Source organism: Polaromonas sp. SP1 (genome assembly GCF_003711205.1).
Classification (GTDB): domain Bacteria; phylum Pseudomonadota; class Gammaproteobacteria; order Burkholderiales; family Burkholderiaceae_C; genus Polaromonas.
This window is the reverse complement of sequence record NZ_CP031013.1, coordinates 1,113,402-1,135,437: the sequence shown is the minus strand read 5'-3', so window position 1 is coordinate 1,135,437 and position 22,036 is coordinate 1,113,402. Positions and strand designations below refer to the sequence as shown.

Below are 22,036 nucleotides of genomic sequence, written 5' to 3'. Positions count from 1 at the left end.
GTTGCCATTGCCCCATCTCAAGAATAAACCTACGAGGATCCCCCATGAAAGCATTTGCCTGTATCGCTGCGGCCGCCACCCTGATGGCCCTGGCCGCCCCGGCTTCGGCGCAGTTTGCCAAGCCTGAAGACGCCATCAAATACCGCCAGAGCGCGCTGTTTGTGATGGGCCAGCACTTCGGACGCGTCGGCGCCATGGCCAACGGCCGTGTGCCTTTCGACGCCAAGGTCGCTGCGGAAAACGCCGAAATCGTGGCCGAGATGGCCAAGCTGCCATGGGTTGCCTTTGGCCCCGGCACCGACAAGGGCGGCAACACCAAGGCCAAGCCTGAAATCTGGACCGAGCAGGCCAAGTTCAAGGAACACAGCGACAAGCTGGTGGCAGAGTCGGCCAAGCTGGCCGCTGCCGCCAAAACCGGCAACCTGGACAACCTGAAGACGGCGTTTACGGCGACCGCCGGCAGCTGCAAGGCTTGCCACGACGCTTTCAGAGCACAGTAAGCACACCCCCGTCGGACGCTCACTTCGTGTAGCGCCTTCCCCCCTTGCAGGGGGCGGAGCCTGTGGCCCGGCAAAGCCGGTTCCACGGCCCCCGCTTGGTTAGAGATATCTCTTTCGAGCTTGGGGAACAAAAAAGCCGGTTCGTTTGAACCGGCTTTTCTTTTGGGGGCACGAAACGCTTCAAGTCTCTGCGAGGAGCTTTTCAATCAGCTGGTGCAGCGCCGCAAAATCCGGCTCGCCCACATACTTCTTGACGACTTCGCCGCGCTTGTTGACCAGGTAGGTCGTCGGCGTGAGTTGCACATCGCCCCAGGCCTTGGCCACGGCACCGGTGTTGTCGATGGCCACCTTGAAAGGCAGCTTGCGCGTTTCGGTGTAATTGACGACGTAGCTCGGCGGGTCGTAGCTCATGGCCACGGCCAGCGTGTCGTAGCCCTGGCTTTGGTATTTGTTGTAGGTGGAGATGACTTTGGGCATTTCGGCCACGCAGGTCACGCAGCTCGTGGCCCAGAAGTTGACGAGGGTGACCTTGCCTTTGAGGTCGGCGGTGGTCTTTTTGCTGCCGTCGAGCAGCACGAAGGTCGACTCCGGAGCGGCTTGCGCGCCGCTGCACCCGGGCAGGCTGGCAAGGGCTGCCAGGGCCAAAACGCCGGCCAGGGCCATGCGGCATACTGTCTGGCTGGATGTCAATTTCATCGGGAGAACCTCATCATGCAACGTCGCAATTTTAACCAGGCAGGCGTCAGCGCGTTGGGCGCACTGATATTGGCCACCTACCACCAAGCCCACGCGCTTTCACTCGGGGATTTGTCCGGCATCAGCAATGCCGACGCCAGCGCGGGCCTGAAAACCGCCCTTGAAAAAGGCGCGGTTGCAGCCGTCGCCCTGCTGGGCAAGACAGATGGATTCCTCGGAAACCCAAAAGTTCGCATTCCTTTGCCCGGATACCTGGAAGACGCGTCGAAATTGCTGAAAAACTTCGGCCAGGGCAAACGCATCGATGAGCTGGTCACCTCCATCAACCGCGCCGCCGAAGCCGCCGTGCCCATGGGCAAGGACCTGCTGGTCAATGCGGTGCGCACCATGAACGTGAACGACGCCAAGAACATCCTGACGGGTGGCGAGACTTCAGTGACCACCTTCTTTGCCGAAAAAACCCGCGCCCCGCTGGGCGTGAAGTTTCTGCCCGTGGTGACCAAGGCGACCGAAAAAGTCGGGCTGGCCAACAAATACAACGAATTCGCTGGCAAGGCCGCCGGCTTTGGCCTGGTCAAGAAAGAAGACGCCAACATCCAGCAATACGTCACCGGCAAGTCGCTGGACGGCCTTTACCTCATCATCGGCGAAGAAGAAAAGAAGATCCGCCAGGACCCGGTTGGCACCGGCAGCGCGATTTTGAAAAAAGTCTTCGGTGGGATGAAGTAGTGTCTCCACGATCGCTCACGCCAGCGGGCAGCCGCGGGACTGGCTTTGCCAGACTGCAGGCGCCGCCCCCTTGAGGGGGGAACAGGCTACACGCAGTGAGCCTGGACGGGGGTGTTACTTCTTCTGCGTGGAGCGGTACACCTGCATCACCGTCGCAAAATCGCGATCGAAATTGATGGGCAGGAAGGTGTCGTTGCCGGGCAGCTGTTTCTTCAGCGTCGGCGAGAAGTTGTAGCTGAACGAGCACTTCTTCACGCGCGCCTGCAGCTCGGGCGAGACGTCCTTGTTCATGGTCCAGGTTTCCGTCATGAAGGGCGGGCTTTCCCAGAGCGTGCGGATGCTCGAGCCCTTCACGTCGCCCTTGACGACCATGCGCTGGTACAAATCGCTGGCCACGGCCGCGGCAGGGTAAAAACCATGCATCACACCGGTCACCGAGCGCTCATGCCCGTTGGAAAACACCACCTCGTAATCCTTGTCAGGTGTCAGGCCCAGCGCCGGGAACAGCGCGCGCGGCGCCAGGTTGCCCGAGTTGGAGGTGGGTGTGGTGTGCGCGATCTTTTTGCCCACCAGGTCCTTGGGTTCCTTGTAGGGGCTGTCGATGCGGCTGATCAGGATCAGCTTGTAGGAATTGCGCTGGCCGGTGGCCTTGTTGCCCGGCACGCCGAACGGCGCGGCCTGCCCGGCGGTCACCATCTGCGCGGCCAGGCCGGGGTTCACCTGGCCGATCTGGGCCTTGCCGGTCGACAGGGCTTCGACCAGTTCCTTCTCGCCCAGGATGTCGACGTTGCTGGTGCGCTCGAGCGAATCGCCCTGGGCGTTCTGCAGTTCCACATTGGCGCAGCGCGACAGGTGGCTGAAATAGTCGCCCCACAGCGCCATCGTCTCGGTCTTGCCGTAGGTCTTGGGCATGGCCACGACCATTTTTTCGCGCGGGCCTGAAAATTTTTCGACAGGCGCTGCGGCCGCTGGCTTGGCCTTGGCGGGCGCGCGCGGGGTTTCGGTTTGGGCCCAGCTTGCGCTCAGCGCCAGGGCGGTGCCGGTCAGAACCGCCGCGTTACGTAGATACACCATCATCTTTAATCACCCCAGTAGTTATGGATAGAACCGCATTGCGGCCGCACGGCAGAGACGCCGGTTGGTCTCAGTGTGCGTCCAAACTAACTTTTACTTACAGGTTGACCAACTCTAAAGGGTCATAAAGTGGGCTTGACGTGGGAAATTCGTTGTTTTTCAGTTGAAAAAAGAGGGGGCGAGGTAGCGCGCTAAGCAGCTTTCCTGATAAGAAAGCGTTACAACTTCCCTTTTTCATCTGCAGCGCCAGCCGCATCAATCTTCCCCAGCAGCCACTGCAAACCCGCCAAATGCTGCTGGTCGTGGCTGCACAAATAGTGCACCAGGCTGCGCAGCGTCAGCGCGCCGTAGCCTTCGAACTCCGCCGTGCGGTCCAGCTGCTGCGGTGTGATGCCCGCCAGGATCGCCATCGTCTTCACACGCGCGGCGCGAAACGCCGCCAGCACTTCATTCGCATCGGCGTGTGCGTAGTCGCGTTCCTTTTCCAGCACGTAGCCGTCCAGCGATTCCAGCAGCGGATTGTTTTCTGCCAGCGTGCGCTGAATCCGCACGTGGTAGCCGTCGATCTCGATGTCCCGCACATGGCAAACCTGGCCCAGTGCCGTAAAAGTTTCGCTCGGAATGCCGTCCCATGACGGCGGCGTCCAGTCCTTGTGGCTTGGCGGAATCGCGTCGTAGAACTGCTCCAGCTGGCGCGGGAAATCCGCCATCGCCTGCAGGGTGGCGGGGTTCAGGGGCAGGGCGTTGCTCATGCCTTGCCGTTGCGAACTGCAGGCCACAGCACCGCCTGCGCCACGATCACACGCTCGCCGTTGAAGGTTGCCGCCGGTGAGCCGTAAAGCTCGTAACCCAGCGCGAGGGTTTCACTCACCCGGTGGCAAAAGCTCGCGTCGTCCGGGCCGGTGAGGAGGCGGTAGTGCGGAAGGCCGTCGGGCGGCGTGGTGGCAGGTGATGTCATTGGCTGCAGTGGCTTGATGAACGGAGGGCGATATTACCGTTTCCGCTCATCTGATGCAGCCGCTCGCCGATCAGGCCTTCACCATCCCCGGCAATGCCATCACGCGCCCCGCCTTCGGCATGCCGGTAAACGCAAAGTCCACCTCCGGCACGCGCCCGCTCACGATGTCCGCGATCGCCGCGCCCGAGCCGCAGGCGTGCGTCCAGCCCAGCGTGCCGTGGCCGGTGTTGAGGAAGACGTTGGATGCGCGGCTCTTGCCGATGTACGGCACGTTGCTCGGCGTGGCCGGGCGCAGGCCCGTCCAGAACTGCGCGCCTTCGCCGTCCGTCATCTCGGGGAAGAGCTGCTTCACCCGGCGCACGATGGCATTGCAGCGCACCAGGTTCAGCTCGGTGTTGTAGCCGTTGAGTTCGGCCGTGCCGGCAATGCGCAGGCGATTGCCAAAGCGCGAGAACACCAGCTTGTACTCGTCGTCCGTCAGGCTGACCTGGTAAGAGGCCGCTTCGTTGATGACCGGCAGCGTGACCGAGTAACCCTTGGCCGGGTAGATGCGCAGGCTTTGCCCCAGCACCTTGGCCCACTGCGCGCTGAAGGCGCCCAGGCACATCACATAGGCGTCGGCCTTCAGCATCTCGACCTTGCCGCCGGCCTCACCGCGGCCCATCGCGACTTGCACACCATTGAGTTGCCCCTCTGCGGCATCCAGCCCCAGCACGGTGGTGTTGTACAAAAACTTCACGCCCGCCTGCTCGCAGCGCGCGGCCAGCGCGGTGGTAAAAGCTTGCGCATCGCCCGACTCATCGCTCGGCGTCATGCTGCCCCCCACGATGCTGCTGCGGCATTGCGCCAGCGCCGGCTCAATGGCCACGCACTCGTCGGCGGTTTTCATGTCCAGCTCGCAGCCGTGCTCGCGCATGATGCGCGCCGGTTCCTGCGCGGCGTCGTACTCGGCCTGGCTGGTGTAGAAGTGCAGGATGCCCTTGGTCTGCGCGTCGTATTGCAGGCCCAGCTCGGCACGCAGCTTTTGCAGCGCGCCGCGGCTGTACATGCCCAGGCTCACGATTTGTTTGATGTTTTCTGCGGTGCGCGCCGGCGTGCAGTTGCGCAGAAACTCCAGGCCCCACAGCCACTGGTTCACATCGGCCCGCAGCCTGAAGAGCAGCGGCGCATCTTCACGCGCCAGCCATTGCAATACCTTGAGCGGTGCGCCCGGGTTGGCCCAGGGCTCGGCGTGGCTCACCGATATTTGCCCGCCGTTGGCGAAGCTGGTTTCCATCGCGGCCGCGCCGCGGCGCTCGACCACCGTCACCTCATGACCGCGTTGCGCCAAATACCAGGCGGTGGTGATCCCCGTGACACCCGCCCCCAAAACCATGACTTTCATGGCGAATCCTTTTTTCAAGCAGAACATTGCAGTTGCGCAAGTGCTGCAGGGTCTTGGGGGGTGCGTGATTCAAAAAAGAAACGTGGCAACCGCCAAGCATCGCCTGTCAGCATGCTTGCGGCCGCTTCCACTGTCCTTGGTACCTGAGAGATTCAGCCGTGCTTGATGTCTATGACAAGCATCGGCTTTGCTCCTTCGGTGCGCTGCACATTGCGTGCGGCGTCTCTCCAGACGGCTGTGTGTTCCGGGCAGTACGGGACCTGAGCGATTATGGAAGTTTGCGCCTTCGGTGGCTGCCTTTGCGGGCAGCGCTCTCCTGCTTGAACGGGTTTGAATTTACCACCGAAGGCGGTTTTGCCAAGCGTGGATGGGGCCTTCAGTACTGGTCTAGCGGAGTGATTCAGAACCTTAATAGTAGAAGCGCTCAGCCCTTGCTGGCCGCCTGCACAAACGCGGCCTTGGCATCGGTGTAAGCCTCACGGTCGCGCGGGTGCTTCGCCGCCAGCTCCGCCTTGAGGGCGGCATAGCGCGCGGCCAGCGCCGCATCCGCACGCAGTGCGTCGCGAAAGCGCAGGCGCCCGGCCCACACATCGCCGCCGTGCACCACGATGTGCAAATGGTGCGTGCGCCGCCCGTCGGCCCAGCGCATCAGCCATTTGCGGTCGTTGAGTGAGGCGTTGAACTCCGCCGACGTGGTGTAGCCGTTGGCGCACAGCGGCGCCAACAGCGCCTCGGCCGCCGCCATCGATTCGACCCCGGCCAGCATGTCGATCACCGGTTTGGCCGCCAGGCCCGGCACCGCCGTGCTGCCGATGTGCTGGATGTCGATCAGGCGCGCCGGAAGCTGCGGCGCGAGCAGCCGCAGCCGGTCCCGCTCGGCGGCAAACAGGCCCGGCCAGCGCGGGTCATAGGGCTGCAGGCTCACTTCCTCGTGAATGGCGGCAAGCAGGGAATTGGGGCCAGTCATGGTTGGGAAGAGGGCAGATTCTGGTTCAGGGCGGCCAAAGGAGTATTAATGATAAAAAAGGCATCTAGCCCAATACCCGCCTTGACTAGCAGCTATCAAAATAATAGCAAATGAAGTTTCTGCCCGGCGGCAGCCTCAACGGCCGGGTGCTGGCTAAAGCGCCCTTACCGCCCTGCGCGCCTCTGCCAGCCGCGCATCCAGGTAGGCACCATAAAAATCCACAGACGCCAGGCCCACCAGCCGCTCCGCCAGTTCTTGCCCAGCCGGGCCGAGAAACAGCACTGTCGGCGTGAAGCCCGCCTTCCATGCCGCGACTTGCGCGGCGGCTGTCGTCACCTTGCCGTCAAAGCCCGTCAGCGGCGTGATGCGGTCGCTGATGTTGAGCTGCCAGGCGTGCATGCTGCCCTCACGCTGCGCCGGCAACAGGTAGTTGCGCCGCACCAGCTCGCAATACGGGCAGCCGGGCAGGCTGACCAGCAGCACCAGCGGCTCTTTTTTCAGTGCCGCGATGCCGGCAGCCGCCGGCAACGATGCGGGCACCGGCAATGCCGTGTCTGCCGCCCGCGCCAGCTGCGGCAAGGCCAGGCTGCCCGCCAACGCGGCGGTGAACTGGCGGCGGCCGAGCAAATTCATTCGGCGCTTTCCAGCAGGAATTTTGTCAGCGCCGCAGGCTCGCTGATCATCGGGTCGTGCCCGGTCTTGATCTCGACCACCCGCGAATTCGGCAGCCACGCGCCGTCCCAGAATTTCGGGTCCTGCACACGCAGGCGGCTGGGTGCAATGGTCGCCAGCGCCGGGTCCACACAATTGACAAAGGTGCGCGGCACCGCCGCCACACGCTTCACATCAAAGTGCAGCGGCGCCTGGTAGGTGTTGCCTGGGTGCGGCGTCTGCCGGCGTTTTACCCATGCATGGTCGGCGTCATGCAGGCCAAACACCTCCGGGTCAGGCGGCGGAAAGCTGAAGTTCGGCGACGCCTGCGCCGCCGCCATGCGCTGCTGCTGCGTCGCGCTGGCCTGCGTGCTGCTCCAGCTTTCGCCGGGCTTGGGCACCACCGCATCCACATACACCAGGTGCTTGATGCGCTCGGGCATGCGGTCAGTCACCGCCGTGCCGATCATGCCGGCGTACGAATGCACGGCGAGGATGACGTCATGCAACTCTTCCGCTTCGATCAGGTTGATGACGTCGTTGATATGCGTGTCGAGGTTGATCGCGGGCGAGAGCAGGTGCGCGCGCTCGCCCAGGCCCGTCAACGTGACGGCGTACACGCGATGGCCTTGCGCCTGCAGCGGGGCGGTGACGCGTTGCCAGCACCAGCCGCCATGCCAGGCACCGTGCACCAAAACAAAATTTGCCATCAGATCACCTTTATGTGTTTGAGTTCAGACAGCTGCGCGTCCGAATAGTTCAGCAGCTCGCGCAGCACTTCATCCGTGTGCTGGCCCAGCAGCGGCGGCGGCAAGTCGGTGCGCACCGGCGTCGCGCTCATGCGGATGGGGCTGGAGACGAGTTTCAAATCGTCCTTCACCGGGTGCTGCCACTCGGTCACCATCTTGCGCGCCTCAATTTGCGGATCGGCAAACACCTCCGCCAGGCTGTTGATCGCGCCACACGGCACCTTCGCCGCCTCCAGCGCGCTCAGCCAGTCGGCCTTGCTGCGCGTCTTCATCACCGCCTCCAGAATCGGCACCAGCTGGCCGCGGTTCTGCACGCGGTTGCGATTCGTGGCAAACAGCGGGTTGGTTGCCAGCTCAGGGATGTTGGCCACGGTGCAAAACTTCGCATACTGCGAGTCATTGCCCACCGCGAGAATCAAATGGTCCTTGCTGCCGTCAGCGGCAGGCGCCACTTCAAACACCTGATACGGCACGATGTTCTGGTGCGCATTGCCCGCACGGCCCGGCGCCTTGCCGCTCACCAGATAGTTGGCGCCCAGGTTGGCCAGCATCGCCACTTGCGTGTCCAGCAGCGCCATGTCCACCTGCTGGCCCTCGCCGGTCTTCTCGGCATGGCGCAGCGCAGCAAGAATCGCCACCGTCGCATACATGCCTGTCATCAAATCCGCCACCGCCACACCCACCTTCTGCGGCCCACCCCCCAGGTCGTCACGCTCACCCGTCACACTCATCAGCCCACCCATGCCCTGGATCGCATAGTCATAACCCGCACGGTCGGCATAAGGCCCCGTCTGCCCAAAGCCCGTGACAGAGCAGTAAACGAGGCGCGGGTTGATGGCTTTGAGCGACGCATAGTCCAGCCCATAACGCGCCATGTCGCCCACCTTGAAGTTCTCCACAAACACATCGCAATGCGCAGCCAGCGCACGCACCAGCGCCTGGCCCGCGGGCTGCGCAATGTCGCATGTGACGGAGCGCTTGTTGCGGTTCGTGCCCAGGTAATAAGCGGCCTCGGTGTCCGCCCCCTGCGCATCCTTCAAAAACGGCGGACCCCAGGTGCGTGTGTCGTCACCCGTGCCAGGGCGCTCAATCTTGATCACGTCCGCACCCAGATCAGCGAGTGTCTGGGTACACCAGGGGCCTGCGAGCACGCGGGAGAGGTCGAGGATGCGGATGCCGGATAGGGAGTTCATGTGTGGCATTTTGCCTTTAGCCAAGTGCTTCGAGAGAGTCACGAGAATCCTTTACCCAAAGGAAGAGGGATGGGGCGGGTAAGCCAGTAGTTTTGATAGAGCCAAAAAGCGACACACTCTTCCCATTAGCTGGAGCTCTGATGTTTGGGTGACCAAGACGCGTGATCTTGACGCGCCGTAGTGGCTACAGCTCACTGGGTACGTCCGACTTGAACGCCATAAGCATGAGTATTGACCTAAATAGTGCACTATCCACTCTGTCACTGCTAGTTGCTGTTGGGACGGCGCTGGCATCGCATCACTACTTCAAACGAGCTGAACGTCAGCGAGATGAAGATTTACTGCGAAGCGCAATAGCCGCTTTCACGCAATACCGGGTCGACGCCGAAACGCTTAAGAGGGAGCGAAAAAATACGGGTCAACCCATTAGTGACCGAGAGCAAACGATGTTTAATCAGACCGATCTAGTCGCAGAGCTAGCCGAAGGTCTGGAGGGCATTCTTCTGAAAATCATTGAGCGCGGCGATAAGTTATCCCCCGAGATTAGGAGTTCAACTCTATCGATGGTGACATTAACTGAAAGATTTTCAGTTCAACTGCAAATGATCTCCGCGAGGCTTCAGAACGTCAACAATAACCAAGCCTCCAAACTTCATGAACTGCAAGATCGGCTGCCCAAGCTTGAATCGTTGTTGCGCAGCTACCTAGAGAAATCGTGAAAAGCAAGAATGCAGGTGAGCAAGTTGGTTAGATATTTAAAGCGTGAATTCCCTCCGATTGGATGAGGGGATCAAAGCGTGAAAAGCCTAGAATTTGTTAGCGAGAGCTGTAGTTTGCAGCGCGCATGACGTTAAGTCTTGGAAACTTCGCAAGATAAATTTCTGTTGGAGGAGATATAAGAAATGTGGGCATCTCTTGGCTTTCGCGAAAGTCCGTACAACACAAATCCGCTACTGCCGCGGGCGGAAGATATTGACCTATTGGTGGGGCGCGATAACGAAGCAACGGAACTCTGTACTCAACTGGGGACATCTGCAGGTGGTGTATTGGTGCTCTCGGGTACGCCTGGCGTCGGAAAAACCAGCTTCTTCAACGTGCAGCAATATCGTTTGGAGAATGACTTAGCACCCTTTGGCCCTAAGTTGCTTGCTGCGAGAACTCTTTGCCCCGTACAGCCGACAGACGACTTAAAGAGACTCGCGCTTCGTGCCGTTGATTCGCTATATCGTTCAATTGATGCTTGGTGCGCGCTGAATGCCAAGCCTGTTCCCAAGCAGATAAAGGAAATTGGCGAATGGCTGGCCGGCACAGGTACGTCGGCTTTTAGCCTCGGCATTTCCGTTCTTGGATGTGGTGGATCTGTGGGGCGAACAGCACAGCTTCCCAAGGCGTCTGATGCATCCTTTGAAGCGATAGCTGATGCTCTGGCGGCGATGTCCTCTGAGGTTGTCACAACACTCGGATTTCAATCTGCAGTTATCGCTCTAGATAACCTCGAAAATCTGTCCGATGAGCAACTCGGATCGATGTTGATCTCGTTTCGTGACACTCTATTTTCGATCGCTAACGTTTGGTGGGTGCTTATCGGGCAAAGCGGTTTGGGTAGCTTGATTCAGTCGCTGGACCCAAGAGTTTTTGAACGTACTACCGGTTCCGGAATTGAAATTCGCCCAATTGAAATTGGGGAGCTTCATGAAGCTATCGCCATTCGAGTGTCTAGATTTCACAACTCAAAGGGAGGTAAGTCTCCTCTTACAGAGGAAACACATAAGCGTCTGTATGAGGCCTCGTTTGGGGAGATGCGCTTTGTTCTTAAATACAGCAACAGCATATGCGCCAAATTTGTTGAAAGTGTCAGAGATCAAGTGCTCAAAACGCCCGCTATTAAAGTTGTCCAAAACACGCCCGGGTTCAAAAAGACATTCGATACGGCCTTTAATGCCTCGATCGGCCAGATGCTAATCAACCAGCAGTTGGCGCATCCTCAAGCCGCAAGCTACTTACGTAAGATTGTTGAAAGCGAGCTGAAGGGCCTATACCTGAATGCGAAGGAAATGGCCGTTCTAGAAGCAATTGGTAAGGCAGGACAAGCGAGGGCCAGCGACTTTAAGAGTTTCCCTGTTCGGTCTATGCAAGATTTCTCTAGCAACTATTTGACAAAACTACATAAGCAGAACCTTCTCACGCGTAAGCAAGAGGGGCGAACCGTAACCTATAGGTTACGTGGCATCGCACAGCTTTCACATACGTTCGGTCTTCTCGCGTAGCGCTCACACATGGTTGCGATCACGTCAGTGTCGGACATCGCGGGTCAAGTGTCTGAGAATGCGCTGAACGCTGATAAGCTAACAGTTGCTTCAATATGCTTACCATCGGGTTCTGTGAAGAGAATAAGGTCATTGATTCCGGCGGGGCTTCCGAAATGGCGAAATTCAGATGACGATCATGTTGCTGCGGTGACTGATCTGCTTCTTAGGGAAGCGTGGTCGATAGCTGCCGGGTCGCTCGATAAGCGCGATAAGCGATGGTCGGAATTCTGGCGTGATTCCCGTGAAATCCATGCGAGGACCGCTCCGCTCGCTGGTGGGCCTATCGCATTCCTGAAGGCTGGAACACTGATAAAGATGCTGCTGCTTGGGCAAGCTTCCACGCTGGCGATGGGGCACTCAATAAAGGTGGGAACATTGCCACGTATCACTGATAGGAAGGGTCGACTGAATATATCGGAATGTGTGATTTTCGATAATGAAATTCAAGGTGAAGAGAATAGAGATGCTCTCGTTGGGGCGTGGCGTTCGATGAACGAACATCAGCCGAAAATAAATTCACTCGGAATCTTTCACTAGGCTACTACGCTCACGCTGACTAGCGAGGAATCTGAGCCTCTGCTGCTATTCGCCGATTACGCTGCAGGAATAGTGCATGCGTTGAATAGCAATGCTAATACCATCGCTCGGAGCGCCGTTTCGAGGCAGGCGACCATACGAGCGCACGAGCGACTTCTCGCATCCGCAAAGTTTCACGAGTTCGACGTGCACTTTCCGGACAGCTACTTCGAGATATTCCCGGGTTTTGAGAAGTACTCAGCGGTCAAGTCGAGGTCTGATGACGCCTAGATTCCCTTGTCATCTTTGTTGTTGCTCCGCTCGCGCAGTTTGGTGTGGTCCGCTTGGGCGCGCCCATTGCGAGCTGGTCGTGAATATTGGTTTCGGCCTGCTGCTGATTGCGTGCCGGGTTAGAGGGCTCTAGGCCTCCGGCGCGGGACTCCAGGGTGCCAGTAGGCATCCCGGGTCAGAGTAATCAATACGTCTTGTACGGCAAGAACTTGCCCGACAACACCACATTCACCCGATCCCCCTTGGGATCCGGCTGCCTCACGATGTCCATGCTGAAGTCGATCGCGCTCATGATGCCGTCGCCGAATTCTTCGTGGATCAGTTCTTTGATGGTGGTGCCATACACGCTGACGATTTCATACCAGCGGTAGATCAGGGGGTCGGTGGGCACGGGGGTGGGGAGTGAGCCTTTGTAGGGCACGACTTGCAGCCACTTTTGTTCTTCGGCGGTCAAGCCAAAAATCTTGCCGATCACTTTGGCCTGTTTGGCGTCGAAGGTCATCTGGCCGAGGCAGCCTGCAGTCGTCCACTCTTTGCTGAGGCCAACTTTTTTGGCGACGGATTCCCAGGTGATGCCTTTGCTGACTTTGACGGTGATGATTTTTTCGGTGATGTCGTTGCGGTTCATGTTGGCTCCTGTGTTTGAAATGGTTTGATGAAGGTGAAAGCGAGAGAGTCAATGCGCCTTGGCGCGGGTGACGAGGAAGTCGACGATGTGGTTGCGCAGGTCGTAGTAGCCGGACAGGTGGTGCAGGCCGGCGCGGGTGCGTTCGCGGGGCAGCGGGTTGATGACTTCTTCGGCGATGCGGCCTGGCGTGTAGACGCCGTCGTTGTCGGTGCCGTTGCTCATCAGCAAGATGCGGTCGGCCAGCAATATCGCTTCGTCCACGTCGTGCGTGATCATGAAAACGGTTTGCTGCGTCTCGCGCACGATGGCCATCAGTTCGTCCTGGATGGTGCCGCGTGTCAGTGCGTCGAGTGCGCCAAAGGGTTCGTCGAGCAGCAGCATCTTGGGCTGGATGGCGAAGGCGCGGGCGATGCCGACGCGCTGCTTCATCCCGCCTGAGAGTTGTGAAGGCTTTTTGTCGATGGCGGGGGTCAGGCCCACCATGGCGACAAACTTTTCCACATGGGCATTGACCTGCGCGGCCGTCCAGTCGGGCCAGCGCGATACGACGGCAAACGCGATGTTCTTGCGCACGGTGAGCCAGGGCATGAGTGCGTGGCTCTGGAAGACCACGCCGCGCTCCAGGCTGGGGCCGCCTATCTCGCGGTTTTCCATAAAGATGTGGCCGGCGGTGGCGGTGTCCAGCCCCGCCAGCACATTGAGGATGGTGGTCTTGCCGCAGCCAGAGTGGCCGATGATGCAGACGAACTCGCCTTTGCTGATGGTGAAGGACACATCGGCAAACACCGGCCTGCTTGGCGTGAAGGCTTTGCTCAGCCCTTCGATTTTCAGGAATCCCTGCATGGTGCGTTCTTTCTGTATCGGCTGAGGCGCGTGGGTGCGTGCCGCAAGGTCACTCCACATAGGTCACCGCCTTCTGCAGCTGCGCAAAGGCCAGGTCCAGCAGCATGCCGACGATGCCGATGACCAGGATGGCGAAGATCACGTTGGTGAGCGAGAGGTTGTTCCACTCGTTCCAGACGAAGTAGCCGATGCCGGTGCCGCCCACCAGCATCTCGGCCGCCACAATCACCAGCCAGGCAATGCCCATGGAGATGCGCATGCCGGTGAGGATGGTGGGCGCCGCCGCCGGCAAGATCACCTGGAAGGCCTTGCGCAGGGGATTGACTTCGAGCGTGCTGGCCACGTTGAGCCATTCGCGTTTGACCGAAGCCACGCCAAAGGCCGTGTTGATCAGCATGGGCCAGACCGAGCAGATAAAGATCACAAAGATGCCCGAGATCGACGAGTCCTTGATGGTGTAGAGCGCCAGCGGCATCCACGCGAGTGGCGAGATCGGCTTGAGCACCTGGATGAAGGGGTCAAACGCGCGGCGCAGCAGCGGCGACATGCCGATCACAAAACCCAGCGGCACGGCCACCATGCAAGCCAGCAAAAAGCCCAGGCCCACACGCGCCAGCGAAAAGCCGAGCTGGATGGCAATGCCCTTGTCGTTGGGGCCGTTGTCATAAAACGGGTTGGCCAGGTGCCGCCACGCGGTTTGGCCCATTTGCAGCGGTGTGGGAAAGCCGCCGGCCTTGGCCGCGCCTGGGTCTTTGCCCAGCATCTTCAGGTACTCGGCCTGCTCGGCTGACACCGCGGGCCCGGCTGCGCCGCCGGCGGCCGGCAGCGTGGCCAGTTGCCATGCCGCCAGGAACACCAGCAGCAGCAGGACCGAGACCAGCGTGGCCTTGAAGTTCAGTGACTTGGGCATGTCCACTAAGCCATCTTGTTGATGGCGAAACTCTTCAGGTACTCATCAGGCTTGGCCGCGTCAAACACCTTGCCCATGATGGTGAACTTGGGGTATGCGCCTTCCGGCGCCTTCTGGCCCAGGTCGGCCATGCGTTTTTTGGCGTCGGTCAGCAGGAAGACTTTTTCGGCGATCTGCTTGTAGTTGATGTCGCCCTTCACGTAGCCCCAGCGTTTCATCTGCGTCAGCATCCACACCGCCATCGACTGCCACGGGATGGGGTCAAAGTCGGCGCGGTCGGGCACGGTCTTGATATTGCCGAGGCCGTCGGCAAAGCGGCCGGTCAGGACCTGCGTCAGCACGGTCTCCGGCTGGTTCAGGTAGGCCTGCGGTGCAATCACCTTGGCGATCAGCTCGCGGTTTTTCGGGTCGCGCGCCATGGCGGCGGCCGTGAGCACCGAGCGGTAAAGCGCGGCAAAGGTGTTGGGGTTCTTCTGGATGAACTCTGTGGATGTGCCGAAGGCGCAGCAGGGGTGGCCGTTCCACAGGTCTTTGGTCAGCAGGTGCAAAAAGCCGATTTCTTCGTACACCGCGCGCTGGTTGAAAGGGTCGGGGCCGAGGTAGCCGTCGATGTTGCCGGCGCGCAGGTTGGCCACCATCTCGGGCGGCGGCACCACGCGGATCTGGATGTCGGTGTCGGGGTTCAGCCCGGCTTCAGCCACGTAGTAGCGCAGCAGGAAGTTGTGCATGCTGAACTCAAAGGGCACGGCAAACTTGAAGCCCTTCCACATCTTCGGGTCGCGCTTGTCCTTGTGTTTGTTGGCCAGTGTGATCGCCTGGCCGTTGGTGTTCTGGATAGTGGCCACATTCATGGGCACCGGGTTGGAGCCCACACCCATCGAGATGGCCAGCGGCATGGGGCTGAGGAAGTGCGTGGCGTCGTATTCCTTGTTGATCATCTTGTCGCGTATCAGCGCCCAGCCGGCGGTCTTGACGACTTCAACATTCAGGCCTTCCTTGCTGTAGAAGCCCAGCGGGTGCGCCATGATCAGCGGCGTGGCGCAGGTGATGGGAATGAAGCCGATCTTCAGGTTGGTTTTTTCCAGCTGGCCCTTGTCTTGCGCCATGGCCTGCATGGTGCCGACGGGCAGCACACTGGCGATTGCTGCCATGGCCGTGCCTTTGCCGACAGCGCGCAGGAAGCGGCGGCGCACTTCGTCTTGGGGGAACAGGGCCTTGACGAGCGTGGCTTCAATAAATTCGTTGGAGTAGGCCTCGAACTCGCTGCTCAGGCTGCGCCGGCGCAGCTCGGCGGCGGCGCCGTCGGCATTCATCTCCGGGTGGTGATCGGCCGGGGCGTGGTTGCCGCCGCAGCTGCACTTGAGCATCAGGGGCCGGTCGGCGTCGTAAGGGGAGAAACGGTCAGACATGGCGCGCACCTTTCGTTGGAAGATGCGGCTGTCTTGCAAGCAGCGGGCCACTTTGACGGGAAATGCAGCATGCGCCGCATTTCGCTGGGGATGCCGTGACAGCGTGTAGGGCGTCCACTACAAAATCGCTTGCGAAACAGCAAAGCAGGCGCTGCCATGCCGTTTTTGCGTGCGCAGGCCGGGGCGTCAGGTGGTTTTTTTCACCTTCAGCAGCGGCGTGCGGGTTTGATCACTGCACCAAATTCGAGCAGGGCACAGGCCGGCCCTGCGCCGTTCGCTCAGGCCGGAGACGAGATATCGGCCAAAGACTGGCCCACATCCTCTTCGTCCTGGCCCTTGACGGCGATATCGCCGATGGAAATGATGCCGGTCAGGCGTTGCGACCCGTCCAGCACCGGCAGGCGGCGGATCTGGCGGGACGCCATGTCGGCGAGGACGGTGTCGAGGTCATCGGTTTCGCGGGCGGTGCGCACGTCGGTGCTCATCACGGTGGACAGCGGGGTGGCGCCGTCCAGCCCCTTCGCCACAGCGCGAAGCACGATGTCGCGGTCGGTCACCATGCCGAGCAGCTTGTCGCCCTCGCACACGGGGATCACGCCCACGTTGAGTTCTTGCATGGCTTTGGCGGCTGCGGCCACGGTATCGCCGGGGGCCATGGTTCGCACGTTGCGGGTCATCACGTCGGTGACGGTCGTCATAAAAATACTCCTTGAGGGTGGGCTTGGGCTGGAGCGGCATCGCCGTCTCCAGCCAGCAGGAGCCAGCATGACCTGAGCGGGCGTGTTTGGCCGGTCAACGGGCGCCCGAGCGGCCGTATGACAAGGGCGTGCGACGTGCCGCGATGTTCCGCGACGTGCCGCGATCAGGCGCCGGCCGGTGTTTTGGCGTGGCGCTCGGCATACAGCGCCAGTTCCACATCGTTTTTGGCGCCGGTTTTTTCAAGGATGCGCAGCCGGTAGGTGCTGACGGTGTTGGACGCCAGGCCCAGCTGCGTGCCGATCTCGCCGACGGACTTGCCGGCCGTGAGCAGCCGGAACACCTGGTGCTCGCGGTGCGACAGGGCTTCAGCGCCGCTGCGCCCACCGCTGCCGCCGACCGCGCTGGCCAGCGCTTCGGCCGTGGCGGCTGAAACGTAAAGGCCGCCCGACGCCACCTTGCGCACCGCGGCAATCATGTCGTCGGGGTTGGCGCTTTTGTTGAGGTAGCCCGCCGCGCCCAGCTTGATGCAGCGCACCGCGTATTGCTTTTCGGGGTAGGTGCTGAGCATCAGCACCGGCAGGCGGGGCCAGCTTTTTTTCAGCGCCTGCAACACGTCCAGGCCGTCGCGGTCGGGCAGGGCGATGTCCAGCAGCACCGCGCTCAATCCTTTGTCGCCGCCCAGCGCGTCGACGCGCTGCAGGATGTCGGGGCCGGTTTCAGCCTCGGCGACCACTTCAATGTCAGGCGCATCGGCCAGCACCTGCTTGAGGCCTTCACGCACGATGCGGTGGTCGTCGCCGATCAGGATTTTGAGGGAGGTCATGGTGGGCCGGGCAAGGTGGGGGAAAGGTTGGGAACGGTGGGGAAAGGGCTTGATTGCTATTGATTTGATAGCTGTATGCCCAGGTGGAACCTGGACCCGAGGCCGATTTGGCTTGAAATCTCCAGGCTGCCGCCCAGGTGCCGTGCGCGCTCGCGCATGCCCATCACGCCGTAGGCATTGGCCGCTTCAAAGGCGGCGGCTTCGGCGCCGCGGCCGTTGTCCTGCACGGCGATGCTGATGTGATCGGCCGTGGCTTGTATGGTGATGGCCACCCGGCTGGCGGCGGCGTGCCGCCCCACGTTGCTGAGCATTTCCTGGAAGATGCGGAAGATGGCAATCGCCGAAGGCTCGGGCAGCGGCGCGGCGTCGGCCACGTCCATCTGCCAGTCCAGCGCCAGCTCGGCCGACTGCACAAACTCATGCGCCTGCCAGTCGAGTGCGGCCCACAGGCCCTGGTGGTCGAGGATGCTGGGGCGCAGGTCGGTGATGATGCGGCCCACGTTGTCGACCGCGCTTTCAATCAGCCGGCCCATGTTCTGGCATTTGCTGCGCATCGTGTCGCGCATGGCCTGCGCGGCGACGGGCTCGCGTTGCTGTTGTTCGCCCAGGCGTTTGTCGAGCCAGCCGACGTCCATCTTCAGCGCCACCAGCAGGCTGCCGAGTTCGTCGTGCACCTCGCGCGCGATGCGGGTGCGCTCTTCCTCGCGCACGGTGTGGGTGTAGGCGGTGAGTTCGCGCAGGTGCTGCAGCGCCTCCGACAGCGCCTGCGTGCGCTCGCTCACGCGCTGCTCCAGCACGGCATGCGCCTGGCGCAGCGCGTCTTCGGCCTGGCGGCGCGCCGAGATATCGACAAAGGTCACCACCGCGCCCTGTACCACGCCGCCTTCGACGATGGGGTGCGACGAGTATTCGACGGCAAACGCGCTGCCGTCCTTGCGCCAGAAGAGCTCCGTGTCGATGCGGCAAGGCAGCGCCTTGCGAAAGGCGTTGAAGATGGGGCACAGGTGCTCGGGGTAATGCGCACCGCCGGCATGCGAGTGGTGCGCCAGCTCATGCATGTTGTGGCCCAGCACGTCGGCGGGCGCGTAGCCCAGCTGTTCGGCGCCGGCGCGGTTGATGAAAGTGCAGCAGCCGTCCATGTCGATGCCGAAAATGCCCTCGCCGGTGGATTCGAGCAGCTGCGACAGCTTGTCGCGCCAGACGGGCTGGTTGGCGCCGGGAAGGTGGGCGGGGGCGGGCATGGGCGTAACTCGGCGGGTTGAAGGACCCGGTCAGTCCGTGAATTCGGTAAACATCGCCTCAGGGCAACGCCCGCCTGAGCCGCTGCGCGCGTAGTAGTTCCAGCGATACGCCATTTCGGTGTTGTCCTGGCAGGCCACGCCTTTGTAGAGCTTGCCGTAGGTGGCCCTGGCGCCTGAGGATGAGCGAAAGCTGTCGTGACTTTCAGCCACCAGTGCGCCGTCTTTGGGGTAAACCTTCAACACGCCGAAAGACGCGTTGCTCGGGATGTCGTAGTTCACGTAGAGTGCGCTGCGCTCAGGATCCGGGGCCGCTTTCTCTATCCATATAAAAACGGCCTGCTGCTGCGCTACCAGCTCTTGCTGCGTCAGGTGGGTAAAAGTCTGGGACTGCATTTTTTTGCCGAACTTGAGCGCCGGGCCCAGCACCAGCAGCGGCTTTCGCTCGCCCTCGGCGGCCGGGTTGAAGCGGTGTTGAAGCGGCTTTTTAAACCTGTTGACGACCGCCGAGAAAATTTCGTCGTCGCTGAAATTCTGGTTCTGGAGCTCCAGAGCCGAAACGGGGTTTGCAGCACATAACAGCATCGCGGCCATGAAGGGGTATGGTTTGAAGTTCATCATTGCCGAGCTTATCAAGCCAGGGTGTTTGCCCTGGCGGCCGCGGCTGCAGGGTCGCGCCGTTGAGCGCGACGTTCTGAATTTCCTCCATACGGGTTCCGGGTGCATGCCCATCATGAGCAAGCAACGTGCCCAGCTTGGTGCAAGCCCTGGCGGGCCAGGTGCGCCAAAGCGGTGCGAAAACCGGCCAGGCTGCCACGCCAGGCGCAGGCTGGTGCATGAATCGCTGTAAAGTCGAAGGCATGCTTACGAATTCCGGGGGTGCTGCCCATCCATCGACGCGGCTGGCCGCTGCCCTTTTGACGGCCATCGCCATGTTGACGGCCTGCAGCCCCGCCCTGAACTGGCGCGAAGTCCGGCCCGAGGGCACGCGCCTGGCCCTGCTGCTGCCCTGCAAGCCCGACAAGGCGCAAAAAATCGTGCCGCTGGGCGGGCCGGCGACGCCGCTGTCCATGCTGGGGTGTGATGCGGGTGGCGCCACGTTTGCGGTGGCCGTGGCGGATATCGGTGATGCGGCGAAGGCGGCGCCTGTGCTCGCGCAGTGGCAAAGCCTGACGCTGGCCAATATGAAGGCGGGCGCTGCGCCGCAGGTGACGCCGCTCAAACTTCCCGGCGCCGCTGCGCTGCCGCCCGCTTCGCTGGTCAAGGCGGAGGGCCAGGGCCCCGACGGCAAGCCGGTCAGCGGGCAGGCCGCCTACTTTGCGCAGGGCTCGCAGGTGTTCCAGGTGGTGATGTATTCGCCGCGCATCACACCCGAAGTGGCCGAGACGTTTTTTTCCAGCCTCAAGTTTGAATAAAACACGATTGATTTCATGACCACCGCAGACGCCTCCTTGCAGACTTTGCCGCCCAGCCCCCCGCAAGCCGGCGCTGAACCCGGCCGGCTGGACGCCAAAACCGGTGCGGTTGTTTTCCTGGCGTTTGCCGCGGCGTATTTCTGCTCGGCGCTGGTGCGGGCCATCACGGCCACGCTGGCGCCGGTGCTGACGCAGGAGTTCTCGCTGCATGCGCGTGACCTCGGCCTGCTGGCGGGCGGCTACTTTCTAGGCTTTGCCGCCACGCAGCTGCCGCTGGGCACCTGGCTGGACCGCCATGGCCCCAAACGCGTAATCCTGTGCTTCCTCGCGGTGTCGGTGCTGGGTTGCCTGGCGTTTTCGCTGTCGACCAGTTTTGCCTGGCTGCTGGCCTCACGCGTGCTGGTGGGCATGGGTGTCAGCGCCTGCCTGATGGCGCCGCTGACCGGCTACCGCCGCTGGTATGAGCCGGCGACGGTGCTGCGCGCCAATTCGTGGATGTTGATGACGGGCTCGCTCGGCATGCTGGCCTCGACTTTGCCGGTGCAGTGGTTGATGCCGCTGACGGGCTGGCGGCCGCTGTTCTGGATATTGGCGGCGATGCTTTTGCTGTCGATGGCCGCGTTGGCCTGGGTTGTGCCGACGTGGCAGCTCAACAAGAAGCACGAAAGCGTCGATGCCGCTGCACCTGCGGCCGCAGACGCAGACGCCGGCTACGCGCCCATCTGGCGCAGCCGCTATTTCCGCAAGATGACGCCGCTGGCTTTCTTCAACTACGGCGGCCTGGTCGCCGTGCAAACCTTGTGGGCGGGGCCGTGGATGATCCGCGTCGCGGGCTACACGCCGCTGGAGGCCGCGACCGGCCTCTTCTATATCAACGCCACCATGCTGGCGACCTTCTGGAGCTGGGGCATGGTCAACCCCTGGCTGGCCCGGCAGGGCTGGCATGCCACGCGGCTGATTGCCTGGGGAACGCCTTTCAGCCTCATCGTGCTGGCCGTCAACATCGCCGCCGGCACCTCCACCGGCTGGCTGGGCTGGGCGCTGTTTTGCATGGGCTGCAGCGTCATGGGGCTGGCGCAACCCGCGGTGGGCATGGCCTTCAGGCCTTCGCTGGCGGGCCGGGCGCTGTCGGCCTACAACCTCATGATCTTTGCCGGCGTGTTCACCGTGCAGTGGGGCATCGGCCTCTTGATTGATGTGTTTGCGGCCATGGGCCTGGCGCAGGTGGCGAGCTTTCAGGCGGCGATGGGAGTGTTTTTGTGTTGTTGTATCGCCTCATATGGGTATTTCCTCAGTGTCCGCGCCGATAATTCACCAGAACCCTCCAACCCATGAACGGCATTTTCATCATCGCCCACGCTCCGCTGGCCTCGGCCTTGCGCCAGTGCGTGTTGCATGTGTTCCCCGACAACGCACCCGGCGTGGCCGCACTGGACGTGCAGCCCAACATGCCGCCCGAGGAAACGCTGGCCCAGGCCCGCATCATGCTGGCGCAGCTGGGCACCTCGCATGCGCTGGTGCTGGTCGATGTGTTCGGCGCCACGCCCTGCAATGTGGCGCAAAAGCTGGTCGACGGCGTTCATTCCAAACTCATCACCGGCATCAACCTGCCCATGCTGCTGCGCACGGTGTCTTACCGCCACGAGTCGCTCGACGCGCTGGTGGCCCGGGCGCTGGTCGGGGCCACGCAGGGCGTGATGCAGGTGGCCATCACCGCACCGCAGAACCAGGTACGCAGAAATCATGATAAAGACCAGCACGACCATCAACAATAAGCTGGGCCTGCACGCCCGCGCCTCCGCCAAGCTCACCAAACTCGCCGGCAGCTTTGGCTGCGAGGTCTTCATGAGCAAGGGCGAGCGCCGCGTCAACGCCAAAAGCATCATGGGCGTGATGATGCTGGCCGCCGGGCTGGGTAGCACGGTGGAAGTCGAAACCAACGGCAATGACGAGCAGGCGGCGATGGATGCGATCCTGGCATTGATTGCAGATAAATTTGGGGAAGGCGAGTAAATGACGCCCCCACGGTCGTTCACTTCGTGTAACTTCCTGCC

The 22,036-nt window shown here is 61.5% G+C and carries 26 protein-coding genes and 1 riboswitch; of the genes, 9 read left to right on the top strand and 17 right to left on the bottom strand.

From position 1 onward, the window contains the following. Positions 1-44: 44 nt before the first annotated feature. Positions 45-500 carry a cytochrome c gene (locus tag DT070_RS05420; RefSeq protein WP_122954480.1) on the top strand — a complete coding sequence of 152 codons (456 nt, stop codon included), beginning with the start codon at positions 45-47 and terminating at the stop codon, positions 498-500. 180 nt (positions 501-680) lie between these two features. Here the strand turns inward: DT070_RS05420 and DT070_RS05415 are convergent, their stop codons facing one another. Beyond that, on the bottom strand, positions 681-1,163 hold the full coding sequence (locus tag DT070_RS05415) for a TlpA disulfide reductase family protein (RefSeq protein WP_164483798.1): 483 nt from the start codon (positions 1,161-1,163) through the stop codon (positions 681-683). Positions 1,164-1,211: 48 nt separating this feature from the next. On the opposite strand from DT070_RS05415, the gene DT070_RS05410 reads away from it, so the two are divergent. Then, the gene (locus DT070_RS05410) at positions 1,212-1,925 is read left to right on the top strand and encodes a DUF4197 domain-containing protein (protein ID WP_122954478.1); all 714 of its coding nucleotides are present in this window, start codon (positions 1,212-1,214) and stop codon (positions 1,923-1,925) included. A gap of 114 nt (positions 1,926-2,039) precedes the next feature. Here the strand turns inward: DT070_RS05410 and phnD are convergent, their stop codons facing one another. From phnD to DT070_RS05370, 8 genes are all read right to left on the bottom strand, one after another. Continuing rightward, positions 2,040-2,999, bottom strand: coding sequence for a phosphate/phosphite/phosphonate ABC transporter substrate-binding protein (gene phnD / locus DT070_RS05405; RefSeq protein WP_228778651.1), 960 nt, complete (start codon positions 2,997-2,999; stop codon positions 2,040-2,042). Between the two features lie 218 nt (positions 3,000-3,217). Beyond that, positions 3,218-3,751, bottom strand: a complete 534-nt coding sequence (locus DT070_RS05400; RefSeq protein ID WP_122954476.1) for a DinB family protein — start codon at positions 3,749-3,751, stop codon at positions 3,218-3,220. Further along, a complete protein-coding gene (locus tag DT070_RS05395; RefSeq protein WP_122954475.1) occupies positions 3,748-3,957 on the bottom strand; it encodes a DUF1737 domain-containing protein in 210 nt (69 codons plus the stop codon). The genes DT070_RS05400 and DT070_RS05395 overlap by 4 nt, the downstream gene beginning before the upstream one ends. Before the next feature lie 70 nt (positions 3,958-4,027). Continuing rightward, positions 4,028-5,341, bottom strand: a complete 1,314-nt coding sequence (locus DT070_RS05390) for a D-amino acid dehydrogenase (RefSeq protein ID WP_122957266.1) — start codon at positions 5,339-5,341, stop codon at positions 4,028-4,030. A gap of 121 nt (positions 5,342-5,462) precedes the next feature. After that, a riboswitch (glycine riboswitch) is annotated at positions 5,463-5,582 on the bottom strand. Between the two features lie 183 nt (positions 5,583-5,765). Continuing rightward, entirely contained in the window at positions 5,766-6,308 is a 543-nt protein-coding gene (locus DT070_RS05385; protein WP_122954474.1) for a GrpB family protein, read from the bottom strand. Positions 6,309-6,461: 153 nt separating this feature from the next. Beyond that, entirely contained in the window at positions 6,462-6,941 is a 480-nt protein-coding gene (locus DT070_RS05380; protein WP_122954473.1) for a hypothetical protein, read from the bottom strand. Beyond that, positions 6,938-7,669 carry an alpha/beta hydrolase gene (locus tag DT070_RS05375; RefSeq protein WP_122954472.1) on the bottom strand — a complete coding sequence of 244 codons (732 nt, stop codon included), beginning with the start codon at positions 7,667-7,669 and terminating at the stop codon, positions 6,938-6,940. Before DT070_RS05375 ends, DT070_RS05380 begins: the two co-directional genes overlap by 4 nt. Continuing rightward, positions 7,669-8,901: a CaiB/BaiF CoA-transferase family protein gene (locus DT070_RS05370; protein WP_122954471.1), complete on the bottom strand. Its 1,233-nt coding sequence runs from the start codon at positions 8,899-8,901 to the stop codon at positions 7,669-7,671. Before DT070_RS05370 ends, DT070_RS05375 begins: the two co-directional genes overlap by 1 nt. Positions 8,902-9,125: 224 nt before the next feature. Between DT070_RS05370 and DT070_RS05365 the strand changes: the two genes are divergently transcribed. The 3 genes from DT070_RS05365 (at position 9,126) to DT070_RS21235 (ending at position 11,747) form a co-directional block, all read left to right on the top strand. After that, entirely contained in the window at positions 9,126-9,620 is a 495-nt protein-coding gene (locus DT070_RS05365; RefSeq protein ID WP_122954470.1) for a hypothetical protein, read from the top strand. Positions 9,621-9,803: 183 nt separating this feature from the next. Continuing rightward, a complete protein-coding gene (locus DT070_RS21240) occupies positions 9,804-11,168 on the top strand; it encodes a hypothetical protein (RefSeq protein WP_153976278.1) in 1,365 nt (454 codons plus the stop codon). A 9-nt stretch (positions 11,169-11,177) separates the two neighbouring features. Next, complete coding sequence (locus DT070_RS21235) at positions 11,178-11,747, top strand: hypothetical protein (protein ID WP_153976279.1); 570 nt, start codon at positions 11,178-11,180, stop codon at positions 11,745-11,747. Positions 11,748-12,201: 454 nt separating this feature from the next. Here the strand turns inward: DT070_RS21235 and cynS are convergent, their stop codons facing one another. The 8 genes from cynS to DT070_RS05315 form a co-directional block, all read right to left on the bottom strand. Beyond that, complete coding sequence (gene cynS, locus DT070_RS05350) at positions 12,202-12,645, bottom strand: cyanase (protein WP_122954467.1); 444 nt, start codon at positions 12,643-12,645, stop codon at positions 12,202-12,204. A 48-nt stretch (positions 12,646-12,693) separates the two neighbouring features. Beyond that, positions 12,694-13,488: an ABC transporter ATP-binding protein gene (locus tag DT070_RS05345; RefSeq protein WP_122954466.1), complete on the bottom strand. Its 795-nt coding sequence runs from the start codon at positions 13,486-13,488 to the stop codon at positions 12,694-12,696. 49 nt (positions 13,489-13,537) lie between these two features. Beyond that, complete coding sequence (gene ntrB / locus DT070_RS05340; protein ID WP_122957265.1) at positions 13,538-14,398, bottom strand: nitrate ABC transporter permease; 861 nt, start codon at positions 14,396-14,398, stop codon at positions 13,538-13,540. Positions 14,399-14,403: 5 nt separating this feature from the next. Then, on the bottom strand, positions 14,404-15,807 hold the full coding sequence (locus tag DT070_RS05335) for a CmpA/NrtA family ABC transporter substrate-binding protein (RefSeq protein ID WP_122957264.1): 1,404 nt from the start codon (positions 15,805-15,807) through the stop codon (positions 14,404-14,406). Between the two features lie 278 nt (positions 15,808-16,085). After that, a complete protein-coding gene (locus DT070_RS05330; protein ID WP_122954465.1) occupies positions 16,086-16,505 on the bottom strand; it encodes a CBS domain-containing protein in 420 nt (139 codons plus the stop codon). A gap of 164 nt (positions 16,506-16,669) precedes the next feature. Beyond that, entirely contained in the window at positions 16,670-17,329 is a 660-nt protein-coding gene (locus DT070_RS05325) for a response regulator transcription factor (protein ID WP_122954464.1), read from the bottom strand. A gap of 56 nt (positions 17,330-17,385) precedes the next feature. Continuing rightward, positions 17,386-18,570, bottom strand: a complete 1,185-nt coding sequence (locus tag DT070_RS05320; protein ID WP_122954463.1) for a PAS domain-containing sensor histidine kinase — start codon at positions 18,568-18,570, stop codon at positions 17,386-17,388. A 30-nt stretch (positions 18,571-18,600) separates the two neighbouring features. Further along, positions 18,601-19,185, bottom strand: coding sequence for a hypothetical protein (locus DT070_RS05315; RefSeq protein ID WP_153976280.1), 585 nt, complete (start codon positions 19,183-19,185; stop codon positions 18,601-18,603). 242 nt (positions 19,186-19,427) lie between these two features. Between DT070_RS05315 and DT070_RS05310 the strand changes: the two genes are divergently transcribed. Genes DT070_RS05310 through DT070_RS05295 form a run of 4 tightly spaced genes read left to right on the top strand, consistent with a single transcriptional unit; the run spans position 19,428 to position 21,995 of the window. Next, positions 19,428-19,982, top strand: coding sequence for a hypothetical protein (locus DT070_RS05310; protein WP_122957263.1), 555 nt, complete (start codon positions 19,428-19,430; stop codon positions 19,980-19,982). Between the two features lie 15 nt (positions 19,983-19,997). Further along, positions 19,998-21,317, top strand: coding sequence for an MFS transporter (locus DT070_RS05305; RefSeq protein ID WP_122954461.1), 1,320 nt, complete (start codon positions 19,998-20,000; stop codon positions 21,315-21,317). After that, positions 21,314-21,757 (top strand): PTS sugar transporter subunit IIA, encoded by a 444-nt coding sequence (locus tag DT070_RS05300; protein WP_122954460.1) that lies wholly within the window; start codon positions 21,314-21,316, stop codon positions 21,755-21,757. The genes DT070_RS05305 and DT070_RS05300 overlap by 4 nt, the downstream gene beginning before the upstream one ends. Then, the gene (locus tag DT070_RS05295) at positions 21,726-21,995 is read left to right on the top strand and encodes an HPr family phosphocarrier protein (protein ID WP_122954459.1); all 270 of its coding nucleotides are present in this window, start codon (positions 21,726-21,728) and stop codon (positions 21,993-21,995) included. Before DT070_RS05300 ends, DT070_RS05295 begins: the two co-directional genes overlap by 32 nt. Positions 21,996-22,036 lie beyond the last annotated feature (41 nt).